Below are 8,987 nucleotides of genomic sequence, written 5' to 3'. Positions count from 1 at the left end.
CAACACAAAAAAATTTAGAAAATCGTTTCATATATATTTTCTCTTTATGGCTATATTATAGACCAAAATGGAACAAATAGAAAGAAAAAATTAACCATTTAAAGACACTGAAATTTTTTTCCAGTCGGCTACAGTTAGATTTTGAGCCCTTAATTGAGTATCCCAGTTTAAACTAGCGAAAATGCTAGTAATTTTACTTTTTTCTATCTCTAATCCTTCAGCCAAATTGCTCAAGAGCAGTCTGCGGGGATGGAGAAAACCGGCTTTTATGGTTTTTATGATTGATTGAGTTTGGTTCGAATCGTAAATAGGTTTGGGCTTTATGGAAATGACAGCCGAATCCACATTGGGAATAGGCTTAAAGTTGCCTCTGCCTATGGTAAAAACTATTTTAGGCTCGCTAAGGGTTTGCACGATAGCTGAAAGTGCTGTCATTTGGGGTGGTTGCGCCACAATCCTTTGGGCTACCTCCTTTTGGATAGTGAGAACAATTGAAATTGGCTGAAACTCGCCGTTTAAAAGTAGTCGCATAAGCTGGCCGGTTAGATAATAAGGGATATTGCCTATTACCTTATAACGGGGCAATTTTTGCCTATTTTGCGGTTGCTTTAACCAAAAGAGAATATCTTGAGGTAGAATAGTCAGTTTGGGAATACTCCTATATTTGTTTATTAAACCAATGGCCAGACCTTTATCTTTTTCTATAGCCAAGATTTCTCCAGCCATGCTGTTTATTAGATAATCTGTCAAATTACCCGTGCCCGGACCTACTTCAATTATTTTATCCCCCTCCTTAATAGCTAAGGTTGAGGTCATTCTTTCCAAAAGGGCTGTATTAGTAAGAAAGTTCTGCCCCATTAATTTATTGGGCCTAACATTTTGGCCTTGGCTTGCATTTTTAAACATTAGCGTGATAAAATTAAGTTACTAGCCTTTAAAGGCTTTTTTTAATGGCTCGGTTCCCCTAGCGTGTTTTGTCTAGAGCCAATCAAATCAATGAAAGAGATTCTTAAAAATATTTCTGTTAGAGCCTCCCTTATTATAAAGCAAGGTAACGCTTTCGTAAAAAGCCTTTTTGGGGGGCTTATTGCCAAAGGTGACCGCCGCTTAAAAGAACAATTAGTTTTAGTTCTTTTTTTGATGGTCTTGCTAATTCCTGGAGAAATTATTTATAAATCGGTGATTACCAAATCATACCAGTTTAATGACACAGAGGCAAACACTAGCCGTAATGCTACTAAAGCCTATCCTCAATATATAGAAGATATTAGCCATTCTGCCCTCTACTATTTTTCTCAATCGGCCATGGCCTCTGACAGCGAACTGGCGGAAATGGCAGCCAATAGCGCTAGTCCTGCGAATAGCAATTTTATTGTTTATGATGGGGGGTTCTTGGATAATAATGCTTCTCTAACCGGTAACAATGGTTCTCAACTGAATCGTCGCGAAGTAATGACCTACGTAGTAAAAGATGGCGATACCCCAGGGAAAATTGCCTCAGAATTTGGTATTAGCCTCAACACTCTCGTTTGGGCCAATAATCTTAAAAACGGCAATCTTATTAAACCCGGACAAGAATTGATTATCCTGCCCGTCTCGGGCATTCAGTATCAAGTCAAAAGTGGTGATACTCTTGGGAAGATTGCCTCAACTTATAAAGTAGATGCTAACAAAATTAAAGATTTCAATGGTTTGTCGGGAGACACTTTAATCAAGGGAGATACTTTAATTATTCCTGACGGAAAATTAGTTTCGGTTACTGCAGTTTTATCCTCCAGCCAGGGTTCTGAAATTAAAAACACTGATATAGTCAGCTCTAAAAATAGTTATTTTATCCCCCCTACCACAGGCTGGAATTGGGGTGAACTCCATCCTTACAATGCAGTCGACTTTGCCAATCGTTGCGGCACTCCGGTTTATGCTGCTGCTGACGGCATAGTTACCTTAGCTATTGGCAATAACGCTTGGAATAGCGGTTATGGTAATTACATCAAAATCCAGCACCCTAATGGAGCCCTTACTCTTTACGCCCATTTAAGCGTGGTAAGCGTTAAAGATGGTCAATCAGTTACGCAAGGGCAAGTCATCGGAGCTATTGGCAATACCGGCAATGTTACTGGTCCCACTGGCTGCCATCTTCATTTTGAAGTTAGGGGTATGACTAATCCGTTTGCTAAATAAAGCTAATTATTTAACAGTTCACTATCTCTAAATTGAACTGCCTCGGCTAAATGAGGCAGTTTTATATCCTTGCTCTCTTCTAAGTCGGCTATGGTTCGGCTTAATTTTAAGAGACGGTGATAGCTTCTTCCCGAAAGTCCGTACTGGTCAACAATGCGTTCCATAAATTTTTGCGTTTCCGCATCTAGGCAACAATAATTTTTTATATCTTTACTATCCATTTCACTATTAGTACGAATTTTGGTATTTTTGAACCGTTCATTTTGTTTTTGTCTTGCCTGGATTACTCTCTGTCTGATGGCCGAGGAAGACTCCTCTACTACAGTGTTGTCATTATTTATTTTGGCATAATCTAAACGAGGAGCCTCTATGCGCATATCGATTCTGTCCAGTAGCGGACCAGAAATTTTCTTGCGATATCTTAAAATATCGTTCATAGAACAGCGGCATTCATGTTGCGGGTCTTTATACCAACCGCAAGGGCAAGGATTCATAGAGGCAATGAGAATAAAGTTGCTGGGATAGTCCAAACGCCTAGCGGCCCTGCTAATGGTAATGTGCCCCTCCTCTAATGGCTGTCTTAATGTTTCTAATACATTACGATTAAATTCTGGCAATTCGTCTAAAAAGAGCACTCCCCTATGGCTCAAACTTATTTCTCCTGGTAGGGCATTGGCTCCTCCTCCCACCATGGCAATATCCGAGCTCGTATGGTGCGGTGAGCGGAAAGGTCTTTCTACGATAAGCGGTATGTCTTTAGGCAGAAGTCCGGCTACGCTGTAAATATTGGTTATTTCTAAAGCTTCGGAGACACTCAAGGGGGGAAGGATACTTCTAAACGCCTTAGCCAATAAAGTTTTTCCTGTCCCTGGGGGGCCGATGAGAAGCAAATTATGTCCTCCCGCCGCCGCTATTTCTAGTCCCCTTTTGGCTTTATTCTGTCCTTTAATATCGGCAAAATCAGGGCTGTAAACAATTTTATTATTTAGTAATGACGCTGGTTCTATTGGCGCCAGCGGTTTTATTTCAGAATTTCCTTCTAGCCAGTTAATTAATTCCTTTAGATTCTCTGGGGCTATTACTTTGGTCGCCTCGCAAACAGTGGCAGCTTCATTGCCGCTATCTTTAGGAACAACAATATAATCGTAGTGTAACCGCTCGGCCAAGAGAGCGTAAGTGATAACTCCCTTTACCGACCTTAGTTTGCCGTCTAGAGCCAGTTCTCCAAGAAACAATATTTTGGCAGAACTAAAAAAAGCTATCTGTTTTGAACTTAACAAATAGCCGATTGCCATGGCCACATCGTATCCCGAACCTTCTTTTTTCAGATCAGCTGGGGCCAAATTAATAACAATTCTTTGGTTGCAATTCATCGGCGACTTAGCCCCAGAATTTTTGATGGCTGTCGCTATCCTATCTTTTGCCTCTTTGATAGCAGCATCAGGCAGTCCGATAATAGAAAAATTATGCAACCCATTATTAACATCAACCTCAACCCTTACTTCTTGAGCCTCCAGACCCGTCAAAGCAGCTGAGTTGATGATTGCATTCATTTTTTATTTTTTAATTGGCATTCTCGGCAAACTAAAGTAGTTGGATTGGTATTGAGTTTTTCTATTTCTATTTCTTTTTTGCATTGAAGGCAGACCCCATAGGTCTTTTTGGATATTCTTAATAGGGCTTCTTTAATTTCTTGCAGCCTCGTTTCAATAGCCTCTTCTATATTTTTCAAAGTAGTGTAGGTAATAATTTCAGATTCATTATCCTCTTCGCTCCTTCCATAGTTGGGGAATTTAGTTTCAAAATCGCCTGCCTTTTTATTTCTCTCGGCAAATTTAGCTAGGTCTGATTCTAAGGTCTCTTTCTCCTCTATTAATTTGTGCTTTAACCCTTTAAGTATATCGTCATTCATAATTGCGCGGTTCAAGATTAATAACCTTACTCTAAAATATTAAAGCATTTTAGGCTCAAGTCAAGTTGACGGTAACTATAACTGTGTTGTAATTCTAAGGCTTGATAACCCTTAGAGGCAGAAATTATATTTTTATTTTAGAAAATATTTTCTCTCGCAAAGGCATAGCCACTTAAACATTTGTATTTAAAGGACTTGTCCTTTTAAGCCTTTTAGTGTATATTAAAAAAGCTATTAGCGGTGGTAGTTCAGTGGTAGAACGCCTCCTTGCCAAGGAGGAGGTCGTGGGTCCGAGTCCCATCCGCCGCTCCTAGTTATAAATCAAAAAACCTTCCGTTAGAGAAGGTTTTTTGATTCTATTTCCCTTTTTTCTTTCCCAGTTGTTTTTCCATAAAACCAAAGAGAGAAGCGAAAAGTATAAGAAATACTCCTGCAATTCCATTTGCAAGCGTTTTTACCCATCCCGGTAGTTCCCATTTAGTGGCTTTTCCAGCTTTAGATTCAACTGCTTTATTATCAGATTCTTCCCCTTTAGTTTCTTTTTTAGATGCAGTATTTGTAATATCCTCGACCTTGTTTTTAGCTGTTTCTACTTTTGATTGGTTCCCTTCAACTTTTTTATCAGGGCTTTCTTTAGCAATTCCTTCTAAAGCTTTTTTCATTTCATTATTCGCCTGGCTAATTTGATCTTGAGTAAGAATTAATTGCTTTTCTCCATTTTCTCCAATTTCATATTTGGCGCCATGTTTAATCAATTCAGCTTCTAAAAGTTTCCTTTCTTTTCCTATCTTGGCAATTTCTTCGGGTGATAATGATCCCGATTTTTTCGCCTTCATTTGCTCTTCTAAATTTCTACTCATTTCTAATCTAGCCGCTTCAATTTGCTCATTAGTAAACTCCAATCTCTCCCCTGTTTCTTTATCATATTCGGCACCCTGCTTTAAAAATTCAGCATCAGCTAAGGTTCTAGATTTTTCCGTGTTGGCAATGTCTTCCTTTATTTTATTTTTTTCGTCAATTCCCCAATCCGCTTTCCATTGGCTTTTCTCCAGGTCAGCCTGTTGCTGCTCTAATGGTTTTAATTGTTCAGCACTTTTACCAATGCCATCAGAATCTTGATTTAAAGCTTGTTTATTTTTCTCAGTCTGTAAATCTGCAATTCTAGACCCAACTTTATCCAGCTCTGCAGTAGCTTTATCCAAATTTTCTTGAGCAGCCTCTTCTATTACTGTATTGGGTACGCCATTTTTTATAAACGCTGCTTTTTCCGCATCCTTGGTTTTATAGATATTATATTGTTTTCTTTCCTTCCATGAGAGTTTCTTCGCGTGACGAACATCTTCAGCCACAGCCTCTTGGGTTTTTATTAAACTGTTATTTAATTTTTCTATTTCATCTGCGGAAGTAGCCTCAGTCATTCTTTGGTACATATCCTTTTTCATCTCCTTGAAAGCCGTTTTTTCATATTCTCCTAAATATTTATCGTCTACACCATCATGAGAATGATCTTCGGGCTTCGGTTTAAAACCGCTTTTGGCGACAATGGTACTACCTTTTTCTTCCTTCTCATCGGTTCCGTAGCTCGTGGGATTTTCTATACTCATATTATAAGTTTAAATAATAAAAGAAAAAGTGGCCTTTAAGACCACTTTTTGGTTTTTATAATTTGATCTATTAAACCGTATTGTTTGGCCTCATCAGCTGACATAAAATAATCTCTATCAGTGTCCTTTTCTATCTTTTTTATATTTTGTCCTGTATGTTTAGAGAGGACGTCATTTAAACGCGCCTTTATTTTGATAATTTCTTTCGCAGTAATCTCTATCTCTGAGGCTTGGCCGCCGACCCCTTCCATGGCTACCTGGTGAATCATAATTTCGCTGTTAGGCAAAGCGAATCTTTTTCCTTTGGCTCCAGCACTCAAAATTACCGCTGCTGCCGAAGCAGCTAACCCAACGCAAATAGTGCTGACTGGGGATTTTACAAATTGCATAGTGTCATAAATAGCCAAAGCGGCATTTACTTCCCCGCCGGGGCTATTAATATACATTACCATTTCTTTATTAGGGTCCTTATGGTCCAAGAAAAGCATTTGCGCTATTACGGTATTGGCTACTGCATCGTTTATAGCGCCGCCCAAAAACACTATTCTATCTTCTAAGAGTCGAGAGTAGATGTCATAAGCTCGCTCTCCATAAGCCGATTTTTCTATGACAGTGGGAACCAAATATTCCATTTGAGGATTAGTTTGTTTCATATGCCTATATTATACAGCATCTTTTTGGCTTTGAGTAGTTTCGGCCTCTGTCACTTTAACACCCTCTTGTGGTAAAAAACTTTCTAAATATTCCCAAGTTTTTCTTCTAATTACCACCTCCTTGGCATACAGTTTGATATCATCGCTGTTTAACTCGCTGGTTTCTTCCCCCATAGACCGCAAGACCTCGGTGACGGCCACGCTAACTTCATCTTCATTGGCAGTAATTTTTTGTTCTTTGGCTATAGCCCTCAGAATTAAATCAGCCTTAGCCTTAATACTGGCATTTTCTTTCAAATCCTTAGTTATTTCTTCTTCTGTTTTTTTCACCTGCTTTAAATAATCTTCAAAAGAAAGACCATGGTCTTCGCATTGGTGTTTTAAATCGTGCAACATTGCTTGCAGCTCTCCGTTTACCAAAGAATCTGGCAAATCAATGGTTACTTTATCGGCAATGTTCTTTAGGATTAAATTTCTAATTCTTTCGCTCTCGGCCCTGTCCTTCTCTCCCTTTATGCCCTCCTCAATGCTTTTCTTTAAATCTTCTAAGCTTTCAAATTGCCCCAGAGTTTTGGCAAACTCATCATTAAGCTCCGGCAATTTTCTTTCCATAACTTCATTTACTTTTACTTGGAAATCTAAAGTTTTACCTCTAAGATTTTCTTCCCAATAATCAGCGGGAGCTATGACAGAAAAACTTTTTTCCTCGCCTGCCTTCAAGCCTATAATGGCCTTTTCAAATCCATCAAGAAAATGACCTTTTCCTAAAATCAAAGGGTAATTATCTGATTGACTGTCTTCCAATTCTTTGCCCTCATTGAAAGTTTTGAAGCTAATATTTACAAGGTCGCCATTTTCAGCTCCACGCTCAACCTTAGTAGTAATCGCTCGAGAATCGGAGAGCCATTGTAAGCTGTCTTCTATTTCTATTTTTTCTACTTTGCTAATAGTTTTCTCTTTGCCTAAAGGCGCCACGATTTCTTTTAAATCGGGAAGCGTTATTTTCGGCATAATGTCTACAGTTACTTTAAATTCTAGATTGTTGTCAGGAGCGATTTTAGTAATCTCCACCTTAGGAGAGCCGACCCCGTCAATCTGTTGCTCTTCAGCCGTCTTGGGCCAAATATCTCTAATAGCCTTTTCGGCGCCCTCTTCTAAAAGAGTTACCGGATCAACCTTATCTTTAATTAAACTTGCAGGAGCCTTACCTGGTCGATAGCCTGCTATAGAGGAATCCTTGGCTATATCTTTAAGGGCTTGTTCCAAGTATGGCTTTAGGTCTTCCGGAGTTAAAACAAAACTAACTTCTATCTGCGATTTAGCTAATTCTTTTATGTTAAAGTTCATAGTATAATTTGTTGTTTTGATTTATTAGCAAATAACCCTAACCAATTTAACATTATTCCTGTATATCAGCTTCAGAGACGACCTCACCTTCTTTATCGGCAGCTTCTGTGTCTTCCTCGCTATCCATGTCTGAGGATTCTTCTGACTGACCGCCAGTAATAGTTTGGTCGGGAGTGGCGAGAGACCTAACATCAATTCTCCAGCCGGTTAATTTAGCTGCTAAGCGAACGTTTTGGCCTCCGCGTCCAATAGCCAAAGAAATTTGATCTTGGGGCACATAAACCCTTACTTCTCTTTCGTTTGGCAAAATTTCAAATTCCTTTACTTCGGCAGGGCTTAAAGCTTGGGCCACATATTTTCCGGGTTCTTCAGAGTATTCGATAATATCAATCTTTTCTCCGCCCAGTTCTTCTATTATAGTAGCTATTCTCGTCCCCTTTTGGCCTACGCAAGCCCCAATGGGGTCAATGCCCCCTTCATTGGCCGTTACTGCTAGCTTAGTTCTTTCGCCGGGTTCGCGCGCTAGGGATTTGATAGTGACTAGATTTTCTTTTATTTCGGGAACCTCGCTTTCAAAGAGCAGGCTGATAAATTTATTGCCCAATCTAGTTAAAAGAACCGATGGCCCTTGTATTCTATCCTCTATAGCCATGATCATAAATTTTTTGCGTTGCCCTACTCTTAATTTTTCATGAGGAATAGCCTCTTTGGCAAACAAAATACCAGTTGCCTTGCCCAAATCGATATAAATATTACTTCCCTCTATTCTTTGAATAACGCCGCTAATGAGTGTTTCTTCTAATCCTTTAAAGTTACTGAGCACTGATTCTTTTTCGGCCTCATGCAATTTTTGCAGAATAACTTGTTTGGCTGTTTGGGCGGCGATTCTGCTGAATCCTTCTTCTGCTGGTGGCAGGCTAAAGGCAATGGTTTCTCCTACTTTTACATTCGGTTCATATTGTTTGGCTTCCTCTAAGAGAATATGGCGATCAGGATTAAATCTAATTTTCAAATCATCAGCGTCTGCAATCACCTCTCCGCTTTCCTCTTTGGCAATTTCTTCTGCGCTCTTGAGCATTGACGGTTCTACCACATTTTTAATTTGCCAAAATTGCATTTCACCTGAGACCGTATCAAATTCGCAACGGATTGTCTCTCCTTTCTGACGATATTCTTTTTTATAGGCAGAGGCCAGAGAGTCTTTGACTGCTTGAATGACGACTTCCTTATCTAAATTTTTTTCAGCGGCAATTTGATCAATTGCCACGTTTATATTTTTTAAATCCATAA

8 protein-coding genes and 1 tRNA gene are annotated in these 8,987 nt (G+C 39.3%); 2 read left to right on the top strand and 7 right to left on the bottom strand.

The window, feature by feature from the left end:
- Positions 1–90 precede the first annotated feature (90 nt).
- Complete coding sequence (rsmA, locus tag PK547_00660) at positions 91–906, bottom strand: 16S rRNA (adenine(1518)-N(6)/adenine(1519)-N(6))-dimethyltransferase RsmA (protein HPR91235.1); 816 nt, start codon at positions 904–906, stop codon at positions 91–93.
- Positions 907–996: 90 nt separating this feature from the next.
- Between rsmA and PK547_00655 the strand changes: the two genes are divergently transcribed.
- Entirely contained in the window at positions 997–2,181 is a 1,185-nt protein-coding gene (locus PK547_00655; protein ID HPR91234.1) for a peptidoglycan DD-metalloendopeptidase family protein, read from the top strand.
- 2 nt (positions 2,182–2,183) lie between these two features.
- Here the strand turns inward: PK547_00655 and PK547_00650 are convergent, their stop codons facing one another.
- A complete protein-coding gene (locus PK547_00650) occupies positions 2,184–3,734 on the bottom strand; it encodes a YifB family Mg chelatase-like AAA ATPase (GenBank protein ID HPR91233.1) in 1,551 nt (516 codons plus the stop codon).
- On the bottom strand, positions 3,731–4,093 hold the full coding sequence (locus tag PK547_00645) for a TraR/DksA C4-type zinc finger protein (GenBank protein HPR91232.1): 363 nt from the start codon (positions 4,091–4,093) through the stop codon (positions 3,731–3,733). Before PK547_00645 ends, PK547_00650 begins: the two co-directional genes overlap by 4 nt.
- A gap of 237 nt (positions 4,094–4,330) precedes the next feature.
- On the opposite strand from PK547_00645, the gene PK547_00640 reads away from it, so the two are divergent.
- A tRNA-Gly gene (locus PK547_00640) sits at positions 4,331–4,402 on the top strand.
- Between the two features lie 47 nt (positions 4,403–4,449).
- On the opposite strand, the gene PK547_00635 is transcribed toward PK547_00640, so the two are convergent.
- From PK547_00635 to nusA, 4 genes are all read right to left on the bottom strand, one after another.
- Positions 4,450–5,697, bottom strand: coding sequence for a hypothetical protein (locus tag PK547_00635; GenBank protein ID HPR91231.1), 1,248 nt, complete (start codon positions 5,695–5,697; stop codon positions 4,450–4,452).
- A 35-nt stretch (positions 5,698–5,732) separates the two neighbouring features.
- Positions 5,733–6,350 carry an ATP-dependent Clp protease proteolytic subunit gene (locus PK547_00630; GenBank protein HPR91230.1) on the bottom strand — a complete coding sequence of 206 codons (618 nt, stop codon included), beginning with the start codon at positions 6,348–6,350 and terminating at the stop codon, positions 5,733–5,735.
- A 9-nt stretch (positions 6,351–6,359) separates the two neighbouring features.
- Positions 6,360–7,697 (bottom strand): trigger factor, encoded by a 1,338-nt coding sequence (gene tig / locus PK547_00625; GenBank protein HPR91229.1) that lies wholly within the window; start codon positions 7,695–7,697, stop codon positions 6,360–6,362.
- A 52-nt stretch (positions 7,698–7,749) separates the two neighbouring features.
- Positions 7,750–8,987, bottom strand: a 1,238-nt coding sequence (gene nusA / locus PK547_00620; protein HPR91228.1) for a transcription termination factor NusA, incomplete at its 5' end; no start/stop codon positions are given.

The organism is Candidatus Paceibacterota bacterium (assembly GCA_035404205.1).
In the GTDB taxonomy this organism is placed as follows: domain Bacteria; phylum Patescibacteriota; class Minisyncoccia; order UBA6257; family JAVHQB01; genus JAVHQB01.
This window is presented reverse-complemented; position numbering and strand designations above follow the sequence as displayed.